The 24,083-nt window shown below is 34.3% G+C and carries 25 protein-coding genes; 11 read left to right on the top strand and 14 right to left on the bottom strand.

Annotated features, from left to right (window positions below; translation table 11 throughout):
- Positions 1 to 17 precede the first annotated feature (17 nt).
- From SJY30_RS08960 to pyrF, 4 genes are all read left to right on the top strand, one after another.
- Positions 18 to 461, top strand: coding sequence for a ubiquinol-cytochrome c reductase iron-sulfur subunit (locus SJY30_RS08960; RefSeq protein ID WP_396635206.1), 444 nt, complete (start codon positions 18 to 20; stop codon positions 459 to 461).
- Between the two features lie 81 nt (positions 462 to 542).
- Positions 543 to 1,529: an FAD:protein FMN transferase gene (locus tag SJY30_RS08955; RefSeq protein ID WP_396635205.1), complete on the top strand. Its 987-nt coding sequence runs from the start codon at positions 543 to 545 to the stop codon at positions 1,527 to 1,529.
- A gap of 86 nt (positions 1,530 to 1,615) precedes the next feature.
- Positions 1,616 to 2,692 carry a peptide chain release factor 1 gene (gene prfA, locus SJY30_RS08950; protein ID WP_396635204.1) on the top strand — a complete coding sequence of 359 codons (1,077 nt, stop codon included), beginning with the start codon at positions 1,616 to 1,618 and terminating at the stop codon, positions 2,690 to 2,692.
- A gap of 3 nt (positions 2,693 to 2,695) precedes the next feature.
- A complete protein-coding gene (pyrF, locus tag SJY30_RS08945; protein ID WP_396635203.1) occupies positions 2,696 to 3,517 on the top strand; it encodes an orotidine-5'-phosphate decarboxylase in 822 nt (273 codons plus the stop codon).
- Here the strand turns inward: pyrF and SJY30_RS08940 are convergent.
- Entirely contained in the window at positions 3,509 to 3,700 is a 192-nt protein-coding gene (locus SJY30_RS08940; RefSeq protein WP_396635202.1) for a hypothetical protein, read from the bottom strand. The two genes, pyrF and SJY30_RS08940, sit on opposite strands and share 9 nt — an antisense overlap.
- Positions 3,701 to 3,924: 224 nt before the next feature.
- Here SJY30_RS08940 and SJY30_RS08935 point away from each other — a divergent pair, with 224 nt between their 5' ends.
- Positions 3,925 to 4,704: an alpha/beta fold hydrolase gene (locus tag SJY30_RS08935; RefSeq protein ID WP_396635201.1), complete on the top strand. Its 780-nt coding sequence runs from the start codon at positions 3,925 to 3,927 to the stop codon at positions 4,702 to 4,704.
- A gap of 118 nt (positions 4,705 to 4,822) precedes the next feature.
- Here the strand turns inward: SJY30_RS08935 and SJY30_RS08930 are convergent, their stop codons facing one another.
- The 6 genes from SJY30_RS08930 to SJY30_RS08905 form a co-directional block, all read right to left on the bottom strand.
- A complete protein-coding gene (locus SJY30_RS08930) occupies positions 4,823 to 6,253 on the bottom strand; it encodes a SusD/RagB family nutrient-binding outer membrane lipoprotein (RefSeq protein WP_396635200.1) in 1,431 nt (476 codons plus the stop codon).
- Between the two features lie 10 nt (positions 6,254 to 6,263).
- A complete protein-coding gene (locus SJY30_RS08925; RefSeq protein ID WP_396635199.1) occupies positions 6,264 to 9,485 on the bottom strand; it encodes a SusC/RagA family TonB-linked outer membrane protein in 3,222 nt (1,073 codons plus the stop codon).
- Between the two features lie 312 nt (positions 9,486 to 9,797).
- Positions 9,798 to 11,261: a helix-turn-helix domain-containing protein gene (locus tag SJY30_RS08920; protein ID WP_396635198.1), complete on the bottom strand. Its 1,464-nt coding sequence runs from the start codon at positions 11,259 to 11,261 to the stop codon at positions 9,798 to 9,800.
- A 270-nt stretch (positions 11,262 to 11,531) separates the two neighbouring features.
- A complete protein-coding gene (locus tag SJY30_RS08915) occupies positions 11,532 to 12,248 on the bottom strand; it encodes a DUF4197 domain-containing protein (RefSeq protein ID WP_396635197.1) in 717 nt (238 codons plus the stop codon).
- A 31-nt stretch (positions 12,249 to 12,279) separates the two neighbouring features.
- A complete protein-coding gene (purU, locus tag SJY30_RS08910) occupies positions 12,280 to 13,131 on the bottom strand; it encodes a formyltetrahydrofolate deformylase (protein WP_396635196.1) in 852 nt (283 codons plus the stop codon).
- Positions 13,132 to 13,216: 85 nt separating this feature from the next.
- Positions 13,217 to 13,606, bottom strand: a complete 390-nt coding sequence (locus SJY30_RS08905) for a hypothetical protein (RefSeq protein ID WP_036152762.1) — start codon at positions 13,604 to 13,606, stop codon at positions 13,217 to 13,219.
- Between the two features lie 118 nt (positions 13,607 to 13,724).
- Between SJY30_RS08905 and SJY30_RS08900 the strand changes: the two genes are divergently transcribed.
- Entirely contained in the window at positions 13,725 to 14,174 is a 450-nt protein-coding gene (locus SJY30_RS08900; RefSeq protein ID WP_036152765.1) for an Lrp/AsnC family transcriptional regulator, read from the top strand.
- Between the two features lie 105 nt (positions 14,175 to 14,279).
- The gene (locus SJY30_RS08895) at positions 14,280 to 15,692 is read left to right on the top strand and encodes an alpha/beta hydrolase (protein ID WP_396635195.1); all 1,413 of its coding nucleotides are present in this window, start codon (positions 14,280 to 14,282) and stop codon (positions 15,690 to 15,692) included.
- Here SJY30_RS08895 and SJY30_RS08890 read toward each other — a convergent pair.
- Positions 15,679 to 16,422 carry a DJ-1/PfpI family protein gene (locus SJY30_RS08890; RefSeq protein ID WP_396635194.1) on the bottom strand — a complete coding sequence of 248 codons (744 nt, stop codon included), beginning with the start codon at positions 16,420 to 16,422 and terminating at the stop codon, positions 15,679 to 15,681. The genes SJY30_RS08895 and SJY30_RS08890 overlap by 14 nt on opposite strands.
- 91 nt (positions 16,423 to 16,513) lie before the next feature.
- On the opposite strand from SJY30_RS08890, the gene SJY30_RS08885 reads away from it, so the two are divergent.
- Positions 16,514 to 17,158, top strand: a complete 645-nt coding sequence (locus SJY30_RS08885) for a DUF1684 domain-containing protein (RefSeq protein ID WP_396635193.1) — start codon at positions 16,514 to 16,516, stop codon at positions 17,156 to 17,158.
- 84 nt (positions 17,159 to 17,242) lie between these two features.
- Here SJY30_RS08885 and SJY30_RS08880 read toward each other — a convergent pair whose 3' ends face one another.
- The 5 genes from SJY30_RS08880 to SJY30_RS08860 form a co-directional block, all read right to left on the bottom strand.
- Positions 17,243 to 18,316, bottom strand: a complete 1,074-nt coding sequence (locus tag SJY30_RS08880; protein WP_396635192.1) for a porin — start codon at positions 18,314 to 18,316, stop codon at positions 17,243 to 17,245.
- 100 nt (positions 18,317 to 18,416) lie between these two features.
- On the bottom strand, positions 18,417 to 19,697 hold the full coding sequence (locus SJY30_RS08875; RefSeq protein WP_396635191.1) for an ammonium transporter: 1,281 nt from the start codon (positions 19,695 to 19,697) through the stop codon (positions 18,417 to 18,419).
- A gap of 32 nt (positions 19,698 to 19,729) precedes the next feature.
- The gene (locus tag SJY30_RS08870; RefSeq protein WP_036157884.1) at positions 19,730 to 20,068 is read right to left on the bottom strand and encodes a P-II family nitrogen regulator; all 339 of its coding nucleotides are present in this window, start codon (positions 20,066 to 20,068) and stop codon (positions 19,730 to 19,732) included.
- Between the two features lie 291 nt (positions 20,069 to 20,359).
- Positions 20,360 to 20,731, bottom strand: coding sequence for a fluoride efflux transporter CrcB (crcB, locus tag SJY30_RS08865; protein ID WP_396635190.1), 372 nt, complete (start codon positions 20,729 to 20,731; stop codon positions 20,360 to 20,362).
- Positions 20,732 to 20,749: 18 nt separating this feature from the next.
- Complete coding sequence (locus SJY30_RS08860; RefSeq protein WP_396635189.1) at positions 20,750 to 20,929, bottom strand: hypothetical protein; 180 nt, start codon at positions 20,927 to 20,929, stop codon at positions 20,750 to 20,752.
- 351 nt (positions 20,930 to 21,280) lie between these two features.
- On the opposite strand from SJY30_RS08860, the gene SJY30_RS08855 reads away from it, so the two are divergent.
- Positions 21,281 to 21,667 (top strand): hypothetical protein, encoded by a 387-nt coding sequence (locus SJY30_RS08855; protein ID WP_396635188.1) that lies wholly within the window; start codon positions 21,281 to 21,283, stop codon positions 21,665 to 21,667.
- Positions 21,668 to 21,697: 30 nt separating this feature from the next.
- On the opposite strand, the gene SJY30_RS08850 is transcribed toward SJY30_RS08855, so the two are convergent.
- Entirely contained in the window at positions 21,698 to 22,768 is a 1,071-nt protein-coding gene (locus tag SJY30_RS08850) for a branched-chain amino acid aminotransferase (protein ID WP_396635187.1), read from the bottom strand.
- Between the two features lie 72 nt (positions 22,769 to 22,840).
- Here SJY30_RS08850 and SJY30_RS08845 point away from each other — a divergent pair, with 72 nt between their 5' ends.
- Positions 22,841 to 23,356: a DUF4920 domain-containing protein gene (locus tag SJY30_RS08845; protein ID WP_396635186.1), complete on the top strand. Its 516-nt coding sequence runs from the start codon at positions 22,841 to 22,843 to the stop codon at positions 23,354 to 23,356.
- The gene (gene mnmD / locus SJY30_RS08840) at positions 23,357 to 24,019 is read left to right on the top strand and encodes a tRNA (5-methylaminomethyl-2-thiouridine)(34)-methyltransferase MnmD (protein ID WP_396635185.1); all 663 of its coding nucleotides are present in this window, start codon (positions 23,357 to 23,359) and stop codon (positions 24,017 to 24,019) included.
- Positions 24,020 to 24,083 lie beyond the last annotated feature (64 nt).

Raw genomic sequence — 24,083 nt, 5'->3', positions numbered from 1 at the left:
TATAAACCTATCTTGCTATGGAAAGAAAAAAATTTTTACGAACACTAGGTGCAGGTGCTGCCTTTGCAATTACATTTCCTTGTCTTGGAAGTTGCTCAAAAGATAGCGAGGAAGAAGGTGATATCGTTGCTCAGCCAACAAATATTGATTTTACGATAGATCTTACTTCTGACGAAGCTTCCAATCTCGCGGAAAATGGCGGATTCATTCTTAAAAACCTTGTTGTCGTCGTTAAAAATTTAGAGGGTGAATTTGTGGCTGCTACACAAATTTGTAGCCATGAGCAATATGATCAAGTACGTTTCGTAAATCAAGATGGAGGTATATTTTATTGTGATGTTCACGGGTCCAAATTTTCACAGACCGGTACACCTTTAAATGAGATTCCCAACAGTACTTCAAAAGCATTAAAAATTTACAATACATCATTAGAGGGTTCTATTTTGCGAGTATTTGAATAATTAATGCGAACAGACCAAAAAACTACACCAACCTAACTTATTATTCTTTATGACCATAATTACCCCCAACTAGAGAAGTAAGTGAAAAAGATTTTTGCCTTTTTATTATGCCTTATGACCTGCTATATGTACGGTCAAGAGAAACGGTATGTAACGGTCAAAAAATCTTATGAGGTAATGGGCGGTGAATTTGATATTACCGTTATTTCTGAAGATGAAGAATTAGGGTACATTTATATACTAGAGGCATTGGCAGAGGTGCAAAGAATAGAAAAGCTTATTTCTTCTTGGGATGCGGACTCTGAAACAAGTTTAATCAATAAGAACGCTGGTATAAAACCTGTTCCTGTTAGTTGGGAGTTATACAAGCTAATAGAACGATCTATTTTATTGTCAGAAATAACCAATGGTGCTTTTGATATTACTTATACACCGTTAAATGAGATTTGGAATCTTGACGGTACTATGACAGCTGTGCCTACCTCAACAGAAGTTAAAGAGGTAAAGAATAGGGTCGGATATAAGAACATTACATTAAATAGTAAAGATCGATCTGTTTTCTTGAATAAAAAGGGAATGCGAATTAGCTTTGGTGGCATCGGTAAAGGTTTTGCTGCTGATAAGGCAAAGGCGTTGTTGGTTTCTAACGATGTTAAGGCAGGTATTATAAATATCGATGGTGATATTACTACCTGGGGTACAAAAGTAACCGGAGACAAATGGCTCATTGGTGTAGTAAACCCAGATCAAAAGGGTGGTATATCTTCATGGATTCCCATTTTAGAGTCTTCTGTAGCAACCACTGGTGGCGATGGTAATTTTATAATGTCCGGCAATAATAAATACACTCACATTATAGACCCTAGAACAGGCTACCCCGCTACGGGTATTAATAGTGTGTCGGTTTTTGCAAAAAGTGCAGAAACATCAGATGCCCTAGCTACTTCTATATTTGTCATGGGGCTCGATGCAGGTCTCGCTTTAATTAATCAATTGGGCGATACAGAGGTGATCATAGTTGATAATACCAATAAAATGCACAAAAGTAACGGGGTTTTACTTAACTAGATTTCAAATTTTAGTTCTTACCGCAATAATCCCCTTAGGGTGTCTATTATTTTATTGTAAATTTGCCATACAAGTGAAGTAAGCATATGATAGACAAGTTAAACATAGTAAAACAACGTTTTGATGAGGTTTCAGACCTTATAATTCAGCCGGATATCATATCCGATCAGAGTAAATATGTAAAGCTCACAAAAGAATACAAGGATCTTAAAGATTTAATGGATAAGCGAGAAGAATATCTTGAGCTTACCAATAATATCGCCGAAGCGGAGGAAATTATTGCTGACGGAAGTGATGCGGAAATGCTAGAAATGGCAAAAATGCAAATGGAAGAAGCTAAAGAAGGATTGCCAAAGCTTGAAGAGGATATAAAACTGATGTTGATCCCTAAAGATCCTGAAGATGCAAAAGATGTAGTTGTTGAAATACGAGCAGGAACGGGTGGTGATGAAGCAAGTATATTTGCGGGCGATCTCTTTAGAATGTATACCAAGTATTGTGAAGGCAAAGGATGGAAAACCAATGTGATCGACCTTAGTGAAGGTACTAGCGGTGGTTATAAAGAAATACAATTTGAAGTTTCTGGAGCTAATGTTTATGGTACTTTAAAGTTTGAAGCAGGTGTTCACCGTGTGCAACGTGTGCCACAAACAGAAACCCAAGGTAGAGTACACACTAGTGCCGCCACGGTAATGGTTTTACCTGAAGCTGAAGATTTTGATGTGCAAATAGATCCAAAAGATGTTAGAATAGATTTCTTTTGTTCTTCTGGTCCTGGTGGTCAATCTGTAAACACAACATATTCTGCTGTTCGTTTAACGCACATACCAACCGGATTGATTGCGCAGTGTCAAGATCAAAAATCACAGCACAAGAATAAGGATAAGGCATTTAGGGTACTTCGTTCTAGATTGTACGATTTAGAATTGGCTAAGAAGCAAGAAGAAGATGCCGCTAAGCGAAACTCTCAAGTTAGTAGTGGTGACCGTTCTGCAAAGATTAGAACGTATAACTACCCTCAGGGTAGGGTTACCGATCACCGTATTGGCCTTACGCTATACGATTTGTCTAATATTATAGATGGAGATATTCAGAAAATAATAGACGAATTAAGTTTTGTAGAGAATACAGAGAAATTGAGGGAAGCCTCTGAGATATTTTAAGTTATGACCACTCAAGAGTTAGTTGCCCAAATACATGAAAAACAATCTTTTTTATGTATTGGTTTAGATACTGATCTAGAAAAGATTCCTTCTTATTTATTGGAAGAGGAAGATCCTATTTTTGCTTTCAACAAAGCCATAATAGATGCAACTCATGATTTGTGCGTAGCTTATAAGCCTAATATTGCTTTTTATGAAGCATACGGAGTTCAAGGCTGGTCGGCATTACGCAAGACTATCAAATACCTAAATGAAAACTATCCTGAAATATTTACCATTGCAGATGCAAAAAGAGGAGATATAGGGAACACTTCTACCAGGTATGCCAAGGCATTTTTTGAAGATTTAAATTTTGATTCTATTACTATAGCTCCGTATATGGGCAGAGACTCTGTTGAACCTTTTTTAGCATTTAAGGACAAGCACACTATTTTACTTGCGTTAACTTCTAATCAAGGTGCTTTTGATTTGCAAACTAAAAAGATAGAGGGTAAAGAACTGTATAAAGAAGTATTATCGGTTTCTACAACATATGAGGGAGCGGAGAACCTTATGTATGTGGTTGGTGCTACTAAAGCTGAATATCTTACTGAAATACGTGAAATTGTACCAAATAGCTTCTTGTTAGTACCTGGAGTAGGGGCACAAGGGGGGAGTCTTGAAGAGGTTTGTAAGTACGGAATGTCTAAAAATGTGGGACTACTTATAAATTCTTCCCGTGGAATAATTTATGCATCTGATCAAGAGAACTTTGCAGATGCTGCTAAAGCCAAGGCAAAAGAGTTACAGCAGGCAATGAAAACTGAACTAGAAAAATTAAACTAAATCTTCTAAAGTTTTTTTAATTCTTTGAGCTTTCAATTCGAAAAACTCTCCCAATTGAGTGTTTGACTGAATGTTCGAAGCTTTTTCGACAAATGTCTGATATTGATACTCTAATAAACTAATAATATCATTATTAGCCTCCATTGGTGTTACCGATCCTACCTTGCAATACTGCTTGTTCATTATACTATATTTTGTTCTTACAAATATACGTTCAGAATCAAGTTTTGGACGTGGGTATGTTGGGCTGTACATCTAATTAATAGGTAATATGTCTTTTTTTTAACATATATATAAATGAAAACTTAAAAGGTCGATGATTTTGAGCGAAATTTCATTATCCTAAATGTTATATGAAAAAGAATTAATACATTGTAAATTAACCGTGCCTTAAATAAAAATTTCATTTGCTTCATTATATAACGTATCAACATAAAACAGCTACTACGTGGGTTACATTTGTCCATGGTGCAGGTGGTAGTTCTTCTATTTGGTTTAAACAGATACGAGAGTTTAAAAAACATTTCAACGTTTTACTTTTAGATTTAAGAGGTCACGGTAATTCAAAACCTAGTCTCAAGAATGTTTTTGATGAGAAATACACGTTTGATGTCATTACAAATGATATTGTAGAGGTAATTGATCATGAAAAGATTGAGAAATCGCATTTTGTCGGTATTTCCTTAGGAACAATACTCATTAGAAATCTAGCGGAAAACCATCCTGAACGGGTAGAAAGTATGGTAATGGGTGGTGCTATCATGAAATTGAACCTGCGTTCTCAAATATTGATAAAGCTTGGTATCATCTTTAAAAGCGTAATACCCTATTTATGGTTATATAAATTCTTTGCGTTTATAATAATGCCCAATAAGAACCATAGGGAGTCTAGGTTGCTCTTTGTTCGTGAAGCAAAAAAATTGTATCAAAAAGAATTTATTAGATGGTTTAAGCTAACGTCAGAGATAAATCCATTACTGCAGTTTTTTAGATCTGCCGATATAAAAATACCCACACTTTATGTTATGGGAGAGGAAGATTATTTGTTTCTGCCAAGCATACGTAAAATAGCAAAATCTCATCAACATTCGCAATTAATAGTAGTTGAAGACTGTGGTCATGTAGTAAATGTTGAACAGCCTAATTTTTTTAATGAGAAGGTGGTGGCTTATTTGTTAGGTCAGTAACAAACATTACATATTAGCTTAATATAAAAGAGACTAATTTTTGCCTTGAGTATTATAAAGAAAAAGACCGATGTTCTCACACCGGTCTTTAAACATCAAACTGAACTATAACTAAATCTTAGTTTACATCCCAAAATAGAGGTGTAGTTAAATTATCTCCTCCTATTGCACTAGAAGCGGCATCATAGTTTGCACCATTTACAGCAGATTCTTTTACAGGATATATCATTCTTAATGGAACTTCTTGTTGAGTTTGAGTAGATAGCGCCAACTCTGGCCAGTCTAATCTTCTATACTCTGTCCAAGCTTCAAAGCCTCTGTTAAATAAAGAAATCCACTTTTGAGTTCCGATTTTTTGCTTGTAATCTCCAGTTGCCGTCGAATAGGCCACAGATGGTTGCGCTAAATATGTGTCAACTTCATCTTGTGTACCACCATAATACAGAATTGAAGCGGTTATTGCGGCGTTATAGAACTCTTCTGCATCGCCGGCAATGTATCCTCTTTCTACAGCTTCGGCTTGAAAGAATGCAACTTCTGCATAATCCATTATTGAACCTGGGTATGTTGGATCGCCTACAATATCAAAATTAAGATGGGTGAAGTTTGCGTATGAATTGTTTCCACCGATAGGACCGCCTATGTAAGGGTCTTTGTTATCTGCGAAATAGTTGTCTAAACGAGGGTCGTTTAAATCAACCAATGTATTCAACGAAGTTTCACCAGCTATGTAATCTTCTCTTCTGTTATCAACTTCAAATAAGCTATAAATAGGGTTGACATTTGTAGTTGGTGAAGATTCATAATAAATGATCGTATTATCATCATTTGATGTAAATACACCGGCATTTACAGCTTCTGAAACAGTTGTACTGGCTAGTGCAGAATTAAAGTCTGCCAATCGCATACCTAACCTAAGCTTTACTGAATTTGCTAATTTTCTCCATTGAACAACATCACCACCGTAGAAAATATCATTTGAACCAAATGACTCACCTCCATTTGCTAACGCAGCCTGAGCCGAAGAAATTCTACTTATTAAATCTAAGTATATAGTTTCTGCATCATCATAAACCGGAAATAGGTTATTAATATCCGCTGATTCGCTATAAGGTATATTACCATTTAAATCTACTAAATGTTGATACGTATATACTTTAATCGTCTCAATGACTGCCAATTGATTCGCTTTAGTAGTGGCGTCTAAAATTTCGTCGGCCTTTATTAATGCTACAGCAGAATTTAAATCGTTGATTACGTTATTGTAATAAGTTGTCCAATACGTTTGTGACGGATCTCTACCAATAATTAAATAATTCGATTCATCTACATAAGTAGCTTGTGCCCAGTGCTGAGACCATAAGCGAAAAACATTACTGCCGCTAATAGTGGTAATTCTATCTGCTAAATTCTTTTCAGCATTGGCAACAAGAGTCTCTGGTGGAACTGCAGTTGGTAATTTTGGATCATTGTTATAATCCGTTATATCTTCTGTGCAACTAGACAGTAGCATGCCTGCCGAAGCTAATATTATATATATTTTCCTCATTGTTTTATTTTTAAAATTGTAATTTAATATTAAAGCCATATTCCTTAACCGAAGGATATGCCCCAATCTGGAAACCTTGTAAATTACCAGCTCCAAAACTTTGCTCTGGATCGGCGTAAGGAAGATCTTTACTGATTATCCATAAATTTCTACCTACTGCAGTGAATGTAACAGCGTTGAACGGTAATTTATCTGTGAATTTTTTAGGTAAAGAGTAGCCTAATGTAACCTCTCTTAATTTTACATATGATGCGTCATAAACAAACTGTGCATCTGGTGCATTACCGTATCTACCATAAGGGTTTTCATACGTTGTAAAGTCTGCTCTTACCGTATTCGCTGAACCATCTTCTTGAACACCAGGTAAAATTACACCACCAGAGGTATTGTCGTCTGTTACCGGGTCTCTTAAAGGATTACCTAAGTCATTTACACCGGCTGTAACATCATAAACACCAGTAGCCATACCAAAATAAGTATCTCCACTAAATACAGATCCGCCTTCTTGAATATCTATTAAAAAGCTTAAGCTGATATCTTTATATTTAAATGTATTCGAAAGACCCATTTTCCAATCTGGGTTGATGTCTCCAAGTACTTCTTGAGAAGATTCTGTTTTTAGGTAAAGTCCGTCTTCACCAACAACTCTTTCTCCATCTATATACACATAATCCGTACCTTTTAAAGTACCGTAAGCTTCACCTTTTGCAGCATTTAAACTAACACCAAAGAAACTATTGACTAGAATGTTCTGAGAGTCTTCAAAAAGATCTAACACTTCACTTTTGTAAGCTGAAAAGTTTACGTCGGTTCTCCAAGAAAAATCTGGCGTTTTGATAGTGGTAAAGTATAGTTGTGCTTCCACACCTTTGTTAGATACTTCTGCAGAATTTACTACAGTATTGGTAAAACCAGTTGCAGGAGTTATTTCTACTGGTATGATTGCATCGCTAGTAATTTGCTCATAAAGAGAAACATCAAAACCAATTCGTCTGTTCCAGAAATTCATTTCTAAACCTAATTCCTTACTCTCAGTTCTTTCTTCTTTAAGATTAGGGTTATTCGATGTTCCTGGGTTAGAGTAAAGCGTTGCTCCTCCAAACCCGGCAATAGGGTTAAAGGTATTTAATAATTGGTAAGAGGTTGCACCGTTACCTACTTCTGCATAACCAGCTCTAAGCTTTCCAAAGGAAACCATATTACTTTCAAATAAATTAGAAAAAACAAAACTCGCAGATATTGCTGGGTAGTAGAATGAATTTGATCCATCGGGCAGTGTAGAGAAGGTATCGTTTCTAATAGAACCTTCTAAGAATAACATATTGTCATAATCAATACTGGCATTTGCAAAAGCACCGAATACACGTACATCTGCATCATATTCAGAACTTGCATCAAAAACAATCGGGTTAACCGAGTTAGATAATGCGTAAATACCGGCTAGTTTTAGTCCGCCATCAGTAGTTGCAGTAACATAATTGTTTTTTGTTTGTCTGTACGTAGTACCTAAAACACCCGATACACCGAATTTATCAGAGATGTCTCCGTTAAAATTCAAAAAGAAATCATAGTTGTACTCAGAAAAATTAATGTTTTTTCTAGAATATTCTGGTGTATCAATACTTCCAATATTATTTCTTTCTTCTCTTAGTTCAGCATAGGTGTCAACTGTTGCTCTACCAAAAATTTCTAACCATGGTAAAACATCATAAGAAATACTACCATACCCGAACAATCTATTTCTTTCATCGGTATTGAAGTTTTCATACCTTGTAAAGTATGGGTTATCCCAATATTTTGGGGCTAAGCTAGATGGTCCTGACGGATTCCAAGATATATTCTGACCGGTAGAAAAATATGCATCGCGTTGATCTTTTAAATCTGTGCTTGTTGCCCACCATTGTCTAAAATTCGTCATAATGTTTTCTGCATCATAACCTGTTCCATATCTACCTAGACCAGAACTTTTTGTATACGTAGCCTTACCGGTTACCGTTATTTTATCGTTCAGGTCCATAACGCCTACTAAATCAACATTATGTCTACCAATCTCACTGTTTGGTAAAATACCTGTTTGATCTAATCTGGTGTAACTCATTCTTAAACTTCCTGTTTCAAAACCTTGACTAATTGCAATGTTCTGAGAGCTTGTTACGCTATTCTGAAAAATATATTCAGGACCGTTTTCTGGTGCTACCCATGGACTTTTTTGCAGGTAAGTGTCAAGTTGAGGAAAGTACGAATCCCATTGGTACAGTAATAAATTTGGATCATATCTTTGACCAAAAGAACCGTCTTCTCCAGTTGCCGGCGTAAGGTCTTCAATACCGTCACCATCAACATCTATAGAATCTAAATAACCTGCACCGTAGAATGGACCATACCCTTGTCCATATTCTTGTTGAAAAATCGGAAAGGTATCTTTGTCATATTTACCAATGTTTACAGAACTTGTAATAGATACGCCTAAGCCTTCTCCTTTTTTACCCTTTTTTGTGTTAATGATAATAACACCGTTCGCTGCACGTGATCCATATAATGCCGTCGCTGCCGATCCTTTTAATACATTGATGCTTTCAATATCATCAGGATTAATGTCACTAGCTGCATTACCATAATCATAGCCATCGCCGCCTTCTGATTGTGATGTAGAGTTGTTGGTATCATTGTTCAATGGCACACCATCTACTACAAACAAAGCTTGGTTGTTTCCGGTAATCGACGAGTATCCTCTAATTACCACGTTGGCAGACCCACCTAATGTTGAACTCTTTTTAATGTCCAAACCTGCTACTTTACCAGATAAAGAGTTTACAAAGTTCTGGTCTTTAGCGGTATTCACCTGATCGCCTTGTACTTCTTGGGTGGCATAACCCAATGATTTTTTCTCTCTTGAAATACCAAGTGCCGTAACGACAACTTCATCTAATGCTTGTGCGTCTTCTTCCATCTGAACATTAATGGTGTTTGAACCGCCCACCGTTTTAGATGTTTCTTTTAACCCTATATAGGTAAATACCAGTACGTCGCCCGTACTTGCGCTAATGGAGTAATTTCCATCAAAATCTGTTTGTGTTCCACTTGTAGTTCCTCCGATAAGAATGTTTACACCCGGCAGGGGTAAACCAGTTTGATCTGTTACTGTACCCGTTATACTTTTATCTTGGGCGAAACCAATGTACGCCACAAAAGAAAGTAACAGAGTAAGAAAATTTCTCGCGTTTGTTCTCATAAATTTAATTTGAGTGTTAGTTAGAAAAAGGTTAGTAAAATGTGGTGTAGAAGAGTCGGCTAATTTTTTAGATAGCTAATTCTTAAAAATGAGATCAAAAACATCTAATATTTTTTGATTAAACCGACTCTTTGTACCAGTCGCGAAAATAGAAGGTGTTACCTGATCGGTAGGTAGATTCCGACCTAAGTTAATGCAGATCTGACTTAAATTTACCTTTACTTAGTTTGTAGATCTTTGATATTAAATAACTTATGATTTGCGAAGTGTAATTGTGAAAATTTTAGTAGAATTAAGTAAATATTACGATTATTACTTTTCCTTTTGCTTTTCTATGAAGTCTTTTGGTGTCATGTGCATTCTTTGTTTAAAAGCTTTGTAGAATGACACTTTGTTATTGAATCCACATTCGTAAATTAAATCGACAACTTGCTTATTAGTGTTTGTTTCAACTATTTTAACCGCTTCGGCTATTCTGTAATCATTAATTAATTCGTAGAAATTTTTGTTTAATTCTTGATTTATTACCTGTGATAAGCTGTAACGGTCTACATTGATTTTTTTAGCAAGTTTGGATAATGTTAGGGTGTTGTCTAAATATATTTTGTCAATATTCAAAGAATCCAATAATTGTTCTTTTACCCGCAAACTCATGTTCTCGGTCAAGCTTGAGTTCTTATATTTATTATTTAACTTCTTTTTCTCTTCAAGGTTTATAGTGCCAAGTATAATATTTGGTTGAATTATCAATAAAACTTCTAGCACAGATATGAACAGTATAAGGTATACGGCTATAAAATATTTTGATATATAGTCAAACACATAAATGTGTTCAAAGGCTGCTCTTGCAATAATGAACAGTATTAATATGATAATAAAGCCTATTAACGTTAGCATCCACTTTTTAAACCCTTGGTCTAATTGGTCTCTTTTTAATTCAAAATCAGAAATAATTAATGTTAAATATGCAGATAGGTGTATTGTCTTGATCCAATTATCCTTCATCATAAAACCCAATATTTTCGCTAATACATTGTTTTGTGTATCTGTAGCGTCGTAAAAATTCCCAAATATTAAAAGGGAAATCAATACAAGAAAAAATGGTAAATAGTGAAACGTAATTTCTTTTCTGTTTATATGTGTATCTGTATATTTTGTTTTAATATATAAGTATAAAGATGGCGCCCATACAAAAAATAGGACCCTATACATTGAAACTGCTGGAGAGTATGAAAAGAAATCTTGCCAATAGAATACTAGTTCAATTAGCCCCAAGGATATGGCAAAAAGAAATATGCCCAAATAAATATTGTTAACCGTTTTTCTGTATTTATAGATTAAGGTAAAAGCAGTATAAAGACCAATTAACGCTATTAGAACAAATACAATATTCAGAAAATAGACTTGTACCTTGTGTTTGTAGTTATTAATGGCAACTTTATCTTCTTTTTTAGACCCAATTTTTTCTTTAACATCTGATTTTATCAACTTATTTCTGCAATCGGTGATATAAGTCTGCAAAGTTTTATGATCTGTAAAACCTAAAGATTTTGCAGATATAAAATGGTCATAAGCTTTTAAATAATTTTCGTTCTTGTATTCACAGAAACCTAAAATGTAAAAATCTTTGGCGTTATAGTCTTCAACTATTGTGGTACTTAAAGATATTGATGCTTTTGAGCAATCTATACTGTTTTCAAATTTTGATTGGGAAATTAAAAGGTTTGGTAATAAATATAATAGAATAACTGCTAATAAATAGTTTTTTGTAGGCACCAATAATTTTTTAGGATATTAACAACTGTATTGCATTGGACAAGATTTAAATTGAAAGGTTTAATCTTTACCATAAATTGTTTCGGGGAATGTAAAGCTATTGATTTTTTTTGAAAAGATTCAAAAAAAAACCGGTGCTCCCACCGGTTTTTAACTAACTAACTAACTCAAAAAATAACTAACTCAAAAAATTGAAAATGAATGCTTTAATATTGTTCTGTTTAATTTTAACGCATAACTTTTTAAGTTATTGTAAGAGCTCTAGAAAATCTACTTTTTATCTTGAAGAGCAAATACTTTTTTAAGTACATCTGTTGTTCTAGATGAATATTTTGTTCTAATTTCTTCTTCTTCTACAGCTATCATTTTATAAACTCCTGATAATGCTTCTTCTGTAACATAGTCTGTTAAATCAGGATTAACATTATTTGTAAGTGGTATAGAATTGTACTTTGTAATAATAGAGCTCCATATTTTATCGGCACCTACTTTTTTAAATGACTCGCTTATTACAGGATTAAATTTTGAGTACAACTCAGTATTGGTTTTAGTTTCTAAATAAGTAGTTGCGGCATCATTACTGCCTAGTAATATGTTCTTGGCGTCTGCGAAAGACATTTCTTTGACAGCATTTACGAAAATTGGTGTTGCTTCGGCAACCGCATCTTCGGCCGCACGATTTAAAACTTTTAGTCCTTCATCTGCTAAGCTACCCAAGCCTATATCACGTAAGGTTTTATCTACCTTTTGTAAATCTTCCGGTAAAAGAATTTTCACTAATTCATTTTTATAGAAGCCATCGGTAGCGGTTAATTTACTTACTTGTTTTTCAATACCTAGGTCAAGAGCCTCTTTTAATCCGTTCGCAATTGTTTCGTTACTTAAAACACCTTCTGTAGATGTTGGTAATTGATTTACTACTTGTTGTAATTCTGCACATGAAACTATAAATAGTACGCAGATGGCTAAGCTTATTTTTTTAATCATCTTTTTGAAATTTATTTAGGGTCTACTGTACTTACGAGAATATTACGGTTTTATTGTTGTATACCATTGTTTTACGTGCAATATGTAGCTTTACACCCCTGGCAAGCACTATTTTTTCCAAATCTCTACCTTTTGCTATAAAATCTTTAATGGAGTGGGAGTGGGTTACCGTAGTTACATCTTGCTCGATAATTGGTCCTGCATCTAATTCTTCTGTTACATAATGGCTAGTTGCACCTATAATTTTAACACCTCTCTTAAAAGCTGCATGATAAGGTTTTGCCCCGGCAAACGCAGGTAAGAATGAATGATGAATATTGATGATTCTATTAGGAAATTTATTTATTAGAGTTCCGCTAACTATTTGCATATATCTAGCTAAAACAATGAAGTCGATATTATATTTTTCTAATAGTGCCAATTGTTCTTTTTCCGCTTCAATTCTATTCTCTTTAGTAAAGGGTATATGGTAGAAAGGAATATTGAATTGATCCGCTATTTCTTTAAGGTCATTATGGTTACTTAGTATAAAAGGTATCTCAACTGGTAATTCTCCTGAGCGGTACCTGCTTAATAAATCATAAAGACAATGTTTGTACTTAGATACGAAAATAGCCATTTTAGGCAATTTGTCATCGGTATGTAAACTCCATTGCATGTTATAATTGGTCGCTAATTCTTTTTGAAATAGAGATTTAAAATGGTCCAAATCTGAGAAGTCTTCTTCGAATTCTACCACAGTGCGCATAAAAAATACGTTGGCCGGTTTATCTACATGCTGGTCAAGGTAAACAATGTTCCCTTTGTTTTTGCTAATGAACCCGGTTACGGTACAAATGATACCTGCTTGATCCGGACAGTGGATTAAAATTGTTGTTTTCAATAGAAGTATAATTATGAGGTCAAAAATAGCTCATAATTCTTAAAACGCTGGCAATAAGAAATAATTTGAAAAGAATTTAAAAAGATTATGAGTGCTCGGATTTCCAAGCCTTATAAGATTTTCTAAAGCTTTTTATCTCTTTTCTAAGTAAGTTAATATACTCGGTTTCTTTTACACCATGTTTCTCAAGACCCATGCAATATGAGTTGATATTTCTTATGATAATGTTGATGTAAGAAATAGTTTCTAAGCGCTCATTGCTACAATTAGAATATTCTACTTGGGCAATTTTTTGAGGAATTAATATGGAATCCGTTAAGATAGAATTAGCCATAATATCTCTAAGACTAGTGGACTCGCAAAGACGCATTAAATCTTTGTTGAAAGATACATATGAGGCAATCTCTCTACTCATTGTGCAGAGTTCCAATGCTTTTCTGTAAATAGGTAAATGTTTTAAACTTCGATATGCCATTATGTGGGGTGTAATTAGCGTCTTATAAAATTACGTTAGTTATTTGTAAATTTTCTATTGAATAGAAACGTAATTTGTATTTTTACCTTTGATAATAAATAATTAAACGGAAAAACTTTTGAATCCAAAGATAGACGAGCTGAATTGGAAAATACTGAAGCAATTGCAAGATAATGCGAGGGAATCTTTCGCGAATATTGGACGTACTGTTGGGCTCACAGCCCCCGCAGTTGCTGAACGTGTTAAGAAAATGGAGGATCTCGGTATTATACATGGTTACAAGGCTACCGTGTCTCATGCATTGACAGGTCACCAATTAAAAGCAATTATAACGTTGAGAGCTTTTATGGGAAAGTTAAAGCCCTTTTTAGCAGTAGTTCCTACATTACAAGAGGTCATAAATTGTTATAGAATTACCGGCAATGAAAATATTGTTATGGAGGTAGTATTGAAGGATCAATTTCATTTAGAGAAGTTTATTGATCAACTAATTCAATATGGCGAAACTAGAACACATATTGTTTTATCGCAAGTAATTTCAAATGCACCTATGCATAAGATTAAATAGAAATTTATAATTGTTTTAATTAGCTTTAAGTATTATTTGGAAAACGAATTTAAAAGACTCTTGGTTGAAAATTATTTTGGCTAGATTTTTGATATAAAATAATTGATGAAAAAAATACTACTCCTAGCATTTGTTTTGATTTCTTTGGTATCCTATTCTCAAGAGCTTAGGCTTTTAAAAGGGTCTATTACTAAAAATTTGATTGTAAATGATACCATCAATGAAACATACTCACTTTATTTACCATCTAATTTTGAGGTTGACAGAGCTTGGCCAGTGGCTTTTGTAACTGATTTTAAGGGTAGGGGTGATGCAGCTTTATCTTTACTGATCAGTACTGCAGAACAAGAAGGTTATGTGTTGGCTAGTCCAAACAATCTAAATGATTCCTTAGCTATTTCTGAAAATGTACTTATAGCCAATAGAGTACTCAACTCTGTTTTTAATACCATACCGACGGCAAAATATCGGATATATACTATCGGTTTTGATGAGGGAGCTATGTTTGCATCTATTTTACCGGCTTTTATAAGTGAATTAAAAGGGGTTATTTCTATAGGAGCTGAAATTGGTAGTTTTGAAGTTTTAAATCCTAAAAAACCATTTCAGTTTATAGGTATAGTCAATAGAGCAGATTTTAATTTTTCATCAATGTATGAGTCTAAATTTCACCTTAATAAATTAAAATTTCCTAATGAATTATTAGTGTTTGATGGAGATAGAAATTTACCGGAAAAAGAAACAATTGCAAAAGCGTTTAGAATGTTGACATTGACCGGTATGGCAAAAGGATATTTACAGCGAAACGACAGTTTGATCAATGCATCATATAATGAGTTTTTAATAGATGTTAATGCTAATGTTTCTAAGCAGAAACCATTATTGGCAACCTATCAAATGTTAGATATGGAGAAAGTTTTCCGTCCTTTAATGGAATTGGATTCTTTAAAAGCCTCGCAAAAGGTATTGAGAAGAAGTACTGCTTACAGACAAGCCAATAGAAGTCAGAATAGTTACTTTTTAAAAGAATCTTTTACCAAAGAGGATTATGGTTATTATTTAGAAGAAGATATCATTTCTTATAATTATGCTAATTTGGGTTGGTGGAACTATCAGATGGATGAATTGAATAAATTGGATAAAAGTACCAATCTGTTTGAGCGCCAAATGTCTTCTAGATTAAGGGGTTATATCAATGCTTTGGTTTCTGATAATATCGATTTTATAGCTGCAGATGAAAAGGTTGATTGGGAAGCTTTAAATTTATTGAACATGATAAAAACTATAACGGCACCAAAGGAACATGAGGGGTATTTGAATGTCATATCCGCTAGTTCTAAAATGGAAGATTATGGTACGGCACTTTTTTATTTAGAAGAGCTTTTGAAAACAGGATACTCTGATAAAGAAAAGCTATATTCAATAGAACATGCATCACTATTTAAAATTATGCCTGAGTTTAATGAGATGATTGAAAAATATCTAAAAGATGCTAGATATGATGTTATTGAACAGTAAGGTGCGGCACCTTTTCTAAATCCCAATCTATGACCAAACCCTTTGCAAGAGATTTGGTAATTTCTTTTCCATAAAGTACTTCACAAAGATATAAGGCTGCTTCAAAACTTTTTGCTCCGCCTGCAGAAGTAATGTATTTTCCATCGTGAACGAATAGAACATTGTCTTTTATATTCAAATCAGGAAACATCTTTCTGTAATTTTCCACATCACTAGGGAAGGTGGTCGAAGCAACTGAATCTAAAATTCCTGTTTTTGCCAAAGGGAAGGATCCATCGCAGTGGCTTGTCATGTAAAGTGCCCTTTTATCAACTTCTTTAATAAAATCTAACATTACCGTGTCTTTCAAATCACTGTCCATTGAATGTTCTGCACTAGGAACTACTAAAATATCTATTTTGGGGAGCTCGTCTTTTGTATAATCATAATCTGGCAGTATACGAACACCCTCAAAAGTGGTGATGGGTTCTAAAGTGTTGGCAACTATAAAAGTGTTCATTGCCTTTATATTCTCTCTGTATTTTGTGTGTTGAAAAATATCGAATGGTGCCGTAAATTCAGTGTTAAAAGTACCGTCCATAATTAAAAAAGCAACATTGTAATTTTCAGTATTTAGCTCTGGCATTACTCTTGTCCTTTCTATTTCAACCTCTTTTTCTTGTGCTATCTTATTTTCTTGACAGCTAAATAAAGTTAAAAGTAAAAACGGCAAAACATGTGTAAATTTCATATGGAAAAAGTATAAGGTTCTAAAGTACGATTATATGTAAAAAAAAAGGTACAATGAATAAATTGTATTTTTGAAATGTAAAGTTAGAGATATGAGATTATGTATTGCAGTTTTGGTTTTAGGAATGTTTGTTTCATGCGGACAAGAAAAGAAATATCACGATGTAAAAGATGAAGTAGTAGCTACTGCAACATCAGATAAATTGGCGGATATTTTAATTTTTCAGAAAGAATTAAATGCTGAATTTAAAGACCCTGAAACTTCTCCATTAGCGGATCGCTTTCGTATTGATTTTGAAAGCTTGGATTTCTTTGAGCCAGATACCAGTTATGTCATTGAGGCAGAATTTATAAGAACTCCTGAAGCGTTGCCATTTTCAATGCCTACTACTACAGATAGGGAGTCTACAGAGGTTGTATATGCTATCGCTAAGTTCTCTATTAATGGAAAAGCCCATGAATTGGAAATTTACCAATCTCCAGATTTAATTACTCAAGAAGAATATGAGGATTACCTGTTTTTGCCTTTTACAGATAATACGAATGGTAAGGAAACTTATGGTGGTGGTAGATATTTGGATTTAAGAATTCCTGATGGTAATACAATTATTCTTGATTTTAATAAAGCATACAATCCGTATTGTGCCTATAATAAAAAGTTCAGTTGTCCTCTGGTACCTGCCGTAAATAATTTAGATACTGAAATTAAGGCAGGGGTAAGGGCATTTGACCACTAAATTGTAAAAAATAAAAACCTCGGCAGGTATTGCCGAGGTTTTAAAACTTAAACTATAAAATCAACCATTAATTTTATCAACTACTTAGAAAGAGTAGATAGCTGCAAGTACAAAAGATGATAAGCTTTTTTGTGGGTTCAAATCACTGTCAGCAAAGTAAAATGAATCATCAGAAGCAGAATCTAATCTTAATTCTGGTTTAATAGTTAAATTATCAACTGAATAGCTACCAGTTAATGTAACTGCAAATACGCTTGATTCTTCAACACCGGTTCCTATTGCTCCAAATTCGCCATCTAGCTCAGTAAAGTATTCACCTCTTAAACCAATTGTAAAGTCTTCAGAAGTAGCTAATTGAGGGTATAAAGCAACACCTGCAAATCCTGCAGCATCATCTCCACCATCAAAATATGCAGCGTTTAATCCTAAAAAGAAATCATCAGAAAGATCAAATCCACCTGTATAGTCAATTTCAAATGCACCATTATCTGCTAAAAAGTTAAGGTATTGCCCACTGTATCCCAGTTGTGCTCCATATGCATATTTTCCATCCAAATTTAACTCTGTTATATCTGTACGATTCATAACAGCTAACATTAAGCTAAAATCATCAGATAAAGCGAAATCAGCTTTTAAACCTGTGTGAGAAAAAGGTCCGTAAGAAAATAAATAAGAAGTACTATAGTTAAAATTAGCTGTTGGAGAAATTACTTCATAACCTAAAAAAGTATTAAAATTACCGAAGGTTAATGTTACATCGTCACTAACATTCCAGTAAGCATAAAGTTGGTTAACAATGTTACCGGTTGCAGAATAAATAGGAGAGGCAAAAATAGCATCTGTTCCTCTAGGACCAAAAACTAAATCAGCAACAAAACCTACTTTTTCTCCTTCGTAACCAGCAACAACATTCGCCATACCAAGGGCAAAGCCTGGTAAATTAGCAAAAGATGAACCTGGTGCTGCATTTGGTACACCACCTGGAGCAGAGTTATCACCATTTAAATTTGCTCTATAATATGCATCTATTGATCCGCTTAAAGTAAAGCTAGGAGTTGGTTCTTCATCTTCTTGAGCTACAACACCAGCGGCTGCAAAAAGCATAAGACCTGTTGCGAAAATATTTTTTACGTACTTTGTATTAATAATCGTTTTCATAAATTTTGATTTTTATCCCTTTTGGGATGAATTAATTTGAGTAATTTATTTGTTGAAAAGGTTATGTAACGGAGCGTTCTGCAAAACGCTCCGTATTTTTTTATTTGTCGCTTGAAATATGCTCAGGGTATGCTTCAAGACCATGCTCTGTAATATCCAATCCTTCGATCTCGTCTTGTTTAGAAACTCTTAAACCTATTGTTTTCTTTAATATGAATAGAACAACAAAGGTTCCAAAAGCAGCCCATAAGATGTAAGCTAAAGAACCGTAAGTCTGAACCCAAAGAAGACTAGCGCCACCACCGTACAAAAGACCGCCGTCTAAAGCGAATACACCTACTAATACAGTACCGATGAAACCACATGTACCATGTACAGATATAGCACCTACTGGATCGTCGATCTTAAACTTTTTATCCAATATTTCAATAGAAAGAACTACTGCTAGGCCACAAATTAGACCTATTGCTACTGCACCCCAGGCATTAACAGCACCACAACCAGCTGTAATACCAACTAAACCTGCTAAGGCACCGTTCAATGTCATAGAAAGATCTGGCTTTCCGTATTTTATCCATGTTAAGAAAAGAGCGGCAATAGCTCCAATACCTGCTGCTAAGTTTGTGTTGATAATTACGCTACCTGCCGCAATAGTATCATCACCACCCCAAGCTAATTGAGAGCCACCGTTAAAACCGAACCACCCTAACCAAAGGATAAGAACACCTAACGCGCCGTACATCATATTGTGACCCGGTATAACTTTTACTTCTCCGTCAACATATTTACCAATTCTCGGACCTACCATAATGGCAGCTACCAAAGCAGCACCACCACCTACGGCATGTACTACAGAAGAACCTGCGAAATCAATAAAACCAGCAGTGTTTAACCACGCATCATCATCAAATGGCCAATACCAGCTACCAGAAATAGGGTAAATAAATGTTGTTAGTACTGCAGATAAAATTAAATAAGTTGAAAATTTAGTACGTTCTGCAACTGCTCCAGATACAATTGTAGCTGCTGTTGCACAGAATACAGTTTGGAAAAATAAATTATACCAATCTGTTGCACTAAAGAAGAAATAACCTTGTTCAGCAGGACTTGATCTAAAAAAGCCTCCTAATACTAGATCACTACCGTACATGATACCGTACCCTACGGCCCAGAACATGATTGAACCTACGGCAAGGTCCATTAAGTTTTTCATTACTATGTTTCCTGAGTTCTTACTTCTGGTAAAACCGACTTCTACTAAAGTGAACCCCGCTTGCATAAAGAAAACTAAAATAGCGGCAATGGTAATCCATAAGGCTCCCATGTCTCCATTTATCGCTTCTATAGCTGCGTTCATTGATTCTTGTGTTGCTTCATTCATAATTGTAATTTTTTGAGTGGTTCTTATAAGGGTTAGTTAATTCCTGCCAAACCTTTTTCTTTGGTTCTAATTCGATAGGCTTCTAATACTTCTGATACAAATACTTTTCCGTCACCAACATTACCTGAATATGCCGATTCTAAAATTGTATCTACTGTTTTTTCTAAAAAGTCATCTGAAACAACTATAGATAAATACCTACGTTGGATATCTGTTGTGCTGTAAGAAATTCCACGATAAACATGCCCTTGTTTTTCATTTCCTACCCCGGTTACATCCCAGTAACTGAAGAAGTTCACCTCTATTTGATGCAATGCCTCTTTGACATCGTCAAATTTTGATTTTCTAATAATTGCCTCGATTTTTTTCATTTGAATAAGTTTTTGATATTGCCAAATATATGTTAAAAACATGCACACCCTAAAAATTTTAGGGGATCACTACTGATTTTTATCAGTATGATAATTTATACCCCTAAAATTTTAGGGTATTGTTATTAATGTATGTTTATATTGAAGATAAAGAGAATGAGGAATAGTGATTTGAGACTTATCATAGAATAATCGTCAGAAAAATGATTGATTATCTAACGATTGTTTAATAAAACGGCAAATACTTAAAAAAATGTATAAAAATAAAATAGTAGGCAATGAATGTTAGTTCTATAACATTTTGCAAATCCATAGCCCAAATGATATAGCCAGTATACCAATAGCTACACTTAAGCCCATATATAGGGATGATTGAAGTAGTGAAGTTTCTTTGAATAAGATGTTACTTTCTAATGCAAAGGTTGAAAAGGTAGTGAAGCCACCACAGAAACCGGTAGCCAATAATAATGTCTGATTTTCTGAAATGTAATTGTTCTTTAGCGACAGTCCTATTAATATACCTATAACTAGACAGCCAATAATATTGACCAAAAAGGTACCTAAATAGAAATTTGAATAATAGGCATTCAGGTTTTTAGATATATAATATCTTAAAATACTACCTAAACCCCCGCCTAAAAAAACCAGTAAAAATTGTTTCATACCTTATAAAGGTAAAAACTAAACTGCTTTCTTGTAGCTTGTAGTAAGTAAATCTAAAGGATAGATTACAGATGTTGGTTGTTTAGCTGATTTTTGAGCTGTTGTTTTCGCTTTTTGAGAAACACTGATCAAACTAACTACTACCAAGGCAATATTAATACCCACTAATACTAAAAAAATTGTAAGAAATGTCATCATAATTTATTACACCTTATAGATGAATAACGCAAAATTACGGTATTTGGTATATATAACGCCCTTATATATCGTTTTGTTGTGAAAACGTTAATTTTTGTGGTGTAGGAAAAAAATTAACTATTCCTTTAGGAAAAACTTGATAAAAAGCAGTAGAATTATGAATAGTATAAAGAATACACCTATCCATTTTACGCCTTTAAAATTTTTTTGGTGCAATTTCAAATCTTTTCGGTAAGAAATGACAATTATGATGGCGAAAACCACTGCAAAAGCAATTGCAAAAATGATTTGTCCGGTGCTAAACATATTTTATATTTTTACGCAAAGCTAACCGAAAACAGTATAATAAAGATGAAAAATAAAATCAAAGCAGTAGAAGAATTTCATAATTCTTTTGGTCTGGGTGTTTCAGAAGATATGATTGCGGATTTAGGAGAAGCAAAGAACACTTTGCGTTTCAATTTAATGGATGAGGAAAACAAGGAGTATTTAGAAGCAGCACAGAATAACGACCTCGTTGAAGTCGCGGATGCATTGGGTGATATGTTATACATATTGTGTGGTACTATATTGGAACACGGTATGCAGTATAAGATTGAAGAGGTATTCAATGAAATACAAAGAAGTAATATGAGTAAGCTAGGTGAAGATGGTAAACCTATTTACCGTGAAGATGGAAAAGTTCTTAAAGGACCTAATTATTCTAAGCCCAATATTGGTGCTATTTTAGATAAATAAAAAAGGGGCGTTTCGCCCCTTTTTTTATTGTTATGATTTGACTTTAAAGCGCCATCCGAATTTATCTTCAGATTTATTGTACTGTATGTCTGTTATGATTTTCTTTAATTGTTTACCAAAACTATTCTCCAATTCCGGTAAGTCATAATCTGTATCTCTGTAACCAAAACCTGCGATAGGTGAAATAACCGCTGCCGTACCGGCACCGAACATTTCTTTCAAAGACCCGTCTTTTGCGGCTTCAACAACTTCTTTTACCGTTATCTTTCTAACCTCGGTCTTAATACCTTGGTCTTTGGCAATATCTAAAATACTTTTTCTGGTAATACCATCAAGTATACGATCACTGGTAGGTCCTGTTAATAAGGTGTCATTTATTCTTATGAATATATTCATGGCACCAGCTTCTTCAATAAATTCATGGTTGGTGTCATCTGTCCAGATTACTTGGTTGTATCCTTTTTCAACAGCAAGTTGCGTTGGGTAGAACTGACCTGCATAATTACCGCCAGCTTTCGCATAACCTACGCCGCCGTTTGCCGATCTTGAATATTTTTCTTCAATAAGTACTTTTACCTTGCCAGAAAAATAAGCACCAGATGGCGCACAAGCGATTATGAATGTATATTCATTTGCGGGAGATGCATGAAAACCATTGCCTGAGGCGAACATAAATGGTCTTATGTATAACGAACTACCATCTTTTGTTGGTATAAAATCTTTATCTAAATTTAAAAGTGTAGTCAATCCTTCCATAAAATAATCTTCAGGTATTTCTGGAATACACATTCTCTTAGCCGAAATATTAAAGCGCTTATGGTTTTCTAAGGGTCTAAATAGATAGACGTCATCATTTTTATCCTTATAAGCTTTCATGCCTTCGAAAATAGATTGTCCGTAATGAAAAATCTTGGAAGAAGGGTCTAGCGTAATGGGTTGGTAAGGTGTAATTTTAGGGGTTTCCCATGCACCGTTCTTATAAGTACAGACTAACATATGGTCTGTGAATACCGAACCAAAGGCAAGATTGTCAAAATCTACTTGGTCAATTTTTGAAGTTTTTACCTTTTCTACTATGATATCTTTCGTTGCAATACTCATGAATTACGTAACTTTAGTTGATTAAAATTAAACAAATATCCCTACTAGAACTTCTTTTTTTCTTTTAAATTGATGAGTTTTGCAGGTATATCAACATTTTTAGGATTTATGAAAGGATTTAACATATTACTTGTCTTTTTGTTTGGGTTTTTTACATGCCTTGCCCAGCAAGATGCTGAAAAAAATGCATCAGAGTTTTACGGCGAAGAGTTTAAAATCACTTCATTGAGTGATAAAAACGAAGTAATGGCACAATTTGCTTCACTACCGGTATCAGATTCTTTGAATATTCAGTTCAAGACCAAAGTGAAAGAAGTTTGTAAGGTAAAAGGATGTTGGATGATTGTTGAGTTGCCAGAAGGTGAGCAAGCAATGGTAAGATTTAAAGATTATTCATTTTTTATGCCGGCAGATATACTTGGAAAAGAAGTTGTCTTGAACGGATTGGCATTTGTAGAAGAAATGAGTGTTGATGATCAAAAACATTATGCTAAAGATGGTGGTAAAACCTCAGAAGAAATTGCAAAAATAACAGCTCCTAAAAGAACGTATAGTTTTGAGGCAACGGGAGTAATAGTTTCTAATTAATTGAAAAGAGAAATTATTACTACAGGAGATGGTTCAAAGACCATTCAAATTATGGACTGGCAAGAGCAGTACCATTCCAAACATGGTGCTATACAAGAAGCTTATCATGTGTTTATAAAATCTGGATTGGATTTATTTAAAGATCAAGAATTGAACATTCTTGAAATAGGTTTTGGTACCGGTTTAAATGCTTTCATAACCTTAATCGAATATCAAAAGCGAAATCTTCAAATTAAATATACTGGTGTGGAGGCTTACCCTGTATCGTCAGAGGAACTTGATCAGCTAAATTACTTAGAGGAATTAAATGCTATTTCAAGAAAAGATGATTTTGATTTAATGCACTCTTCTTTATGGGGGCAAGAGATAAAAATTACTTCGAACTTTAAACTAACTAAGCAACAGAAGCTTTTTAAGGATATAGAAGATATTAATACTTATGATCTCGTTTATTTCGATGCTTTTGGCGCCCGTGTGCAACCGGAATTATGGACGGTAGAAATTTTTCAAATTATGTTCAATGCTATGAAAAGTGGTGGTACACTAGTTACTTATGCCGCAAAAGGTAGTGTTAGGCGTGCTATGTTAGAGGTCGGTTTTCTTGTTGAAAGATTACCAGGGCCGCCAGGTAAAAGAGAAATGTTACGAGCAAAAAAACAATAATTTCTGGGTATTAATAAAACTTTAACGCGTTGTACATCAATAGCTATGACAACAATGTTAAATC

Source organism: Maribacter sp. R86514 (assembly GCF_044597005.1).
Lineage (GTDB): Bacteria > Bacteroidota > Bacteroidia > Flavobacteriales > Flavobacteriaceae > Maribacter.
The sequence above is the reverse complement of the archived record's forward strand: the minus strand, read 5'-3'. Positions and strand labels throughout refer to the sequence as shown.